This window comes from Hymenobacter terrenus (genome assembly GCF_000972495.1).
Lineage (GTDB): Bacteria > Bacteroidota > Bacteroidia > Cytophagales > Hymenobacteraceae > Hymenobacter > Hymenobacter terrenus.
The window spans coordinates 1-2,157 of record NZ_LATM01000095.1 but is presented as its reverse complement, the minus strand read 5'-3'; the positions used below and the strand labels follow the sequence as shown (position 1 = coordinate 2,157).

Annotated in this window: 2 protein-coding genes; both read right to left on the bottom strand. The window is 56.4% G+C overall.

Going from position 1 to position 2,157, the window contains the following annotated elements; genetic code table 11:
* Positions 1 to 1,722, bottom strand: a 1,722-nt coding sequence (locus tag WX88_RS26585; protein WP_046247468.1) for a choice-of-anchor Q domain-containing protein, incomplete at its 3' end; no start/stop codon positions are given.
* 236 nt (positions 1,723 to 1,958) lie between these two features.
* The coding region (locus WX88_RS31155) for a hypothetical protein (protein WP_046247467.1) at positions 1,959 to 2,157 on the bottom strand (199 nt) is incomplete at its 5' end.

Below are 2,157 nucleotides of genomic sequence, written 5' to 3'. Positions count from 1 at the left end.
GGTGCTGCTGCACACGGTCTGGACCTGGAACTCGTAGGTGCTCGAGGCGGTCAGGCCGGTGAGGGCTTTGCTGGCGGTGGTGCTGGTGGTATTCGTCCAGGTCGTAGTGCCCGAGATGCGATAGCGCACGTTGTAGGACGAGGCCCCCGAGACGGCCGTCCAGGCCAGGGTCGCGCCGGTGCTGCTCACGCCCGACGTGCTCAGGCTTGTTGCCACGCCGCAGCTGGCGGGGGGAGGCGTGCTCGTGGTGCTTTCGTAGGCGCCCATGTCCACGGTGCCGCCGCTCACGCGGGGGTTACCCGCCAAGTCGGTGCTGGAAGCCGAGTTGCTGGCGCCGGCGTTGATGGCCGGGCTCGCTGGGTTGGTCTTGAGGGTGAAGTTCGCCGTCGTCCGGTCCGTGGTTGGGTTCACGAACAAGGGGTCGGCTACCTTGTTGCTGCCGAGCGGGATGGTGACCGTTTCGGCGCTGCTGCTGGGGCCGGTAGGAACGTAGGTACCATTGACGACGACCGTGCCGGTGCTGGTAATGTTCGTGCCCGACTGGGTGATGGTGGGACCGAAGAACAGGTTGTTGACAAACCGGATGTTCCGGGTGGCGTTGGCTTTGCAGAAGACCCGCTCCCCAGACGAAGATGAGGAGATATTGTTCTGGATGAGAATGTTGTCAGAGTCATTTGCGAAGATTTCGCCGTTGCTCAGTTCCGGGCTCGTCGAGTTGCGGTAGAGCGTATTATTGACGATGTCGACGTTGTCCGATAGATAGGTCTGGATGCCGGCCCCGCCATTGTTCACGCAGAGGTTGTTGGCCACCAGGACGCGGGCGAAGTAGTTGCTTCGCTTGTGCTTGTCGATGATGATGCCGTTGCCGTCCGTAATGCCCTGACATTTATTTGCTGCATCGCTATCCCTATTATACCACTTCACGAAGAGGCGGTTGCCGAAGCAGCGGTTGTTGCGGATAATCGTGTGGTAGCCCGTGTCATTCTGGGAGGTTGAGTTGTAGTACCTGCTAGTAAGTACGGAGATGCCGCTGCCGCCGAAGATGGTATACCAAGTGTTGTTGTAGATCAGGTTATTCTCGATGGTGACATAGTCCGACTTGATAGCGGCAATGCCGCAATTACCGGCTTCAAAAATTTCGTTGTTGATGAAGCGCAGGTGGTGGGGTGTACCAGCACTGGTACCTTCCGCGCTAATGCCTGAGCCGTTGTATTCGTCCTGCCATTCACCATCTGGATTTTGGCAACTGCCGCGCTGGCTGCGGGCATTGGCCGCAGTCAAGTTGGCATTGTTGCCCTGAATGCGGAAGCCGTTGATTTCCACATAGGACACATTGCCCTTAATGCTGAAGCCTTCCCAACTGGAGAATTTGATCAAGGGCTTGTTGGGGTCTTGGGGGTAGCCGCGGAAGACGATATAATTGCCAGCCGAGCCCGAGGCATTGATGTTCACGGACGCACCGTTGTATTTATTACTCTCGATGTCCGCGTTGGTGTAAGCCGTGCCAGTACCCCGTACGTTGACGATGTCGCCTCCTCTGAGAACGAACTGGCCAGCAGAGTTTTTTAAGTTAGCGATGTACTGAATGGATCTAAACGGGTTGTTGATGCCCCCCGCATTGACGGCATCATTACCCTGCGTGTTAGAGACATAGTACTCGGTGGCGTGCGCGCTAGACCAAGCTCCGACGCCTAGTAGTAACGACAGGAAAAGTTTTCTCATGACTATCAGGAAAAGGGTGAGGTGTAATTGATTATGCTGGGAACGTTGCCGGATCAAATTTTGCTTTTTTGTCGCTGAATAACAATGTGCTATCAGCTATAGCTGATAAACGACACGAATCCATGGTTCAACGACACGAAATTGAGGTTCAGTAATACCGTACTTTCCCGATAACACTAAAAAGGTCTGCCCCGGGAGGAACAGACCTTTTGTAGCTCAGAAAGGAAGGATTAGGCTTACTTGTCCAGGGCTAAGCGAGAGAAGGAAGTGCCCGTGGGCGTGATCAGGCGCACGTTGAACAGGGCCGAACCCTGACGAGCGGGGGCTTCAAAGACGGCCTCATGCGGGCCAGCGCTCTGCTGCCCATCGACGAGCACAGCCACGATACGACCCAGGCCATCGAGCACTTCCAGGCGCACGGCACCCGCTTGCTCG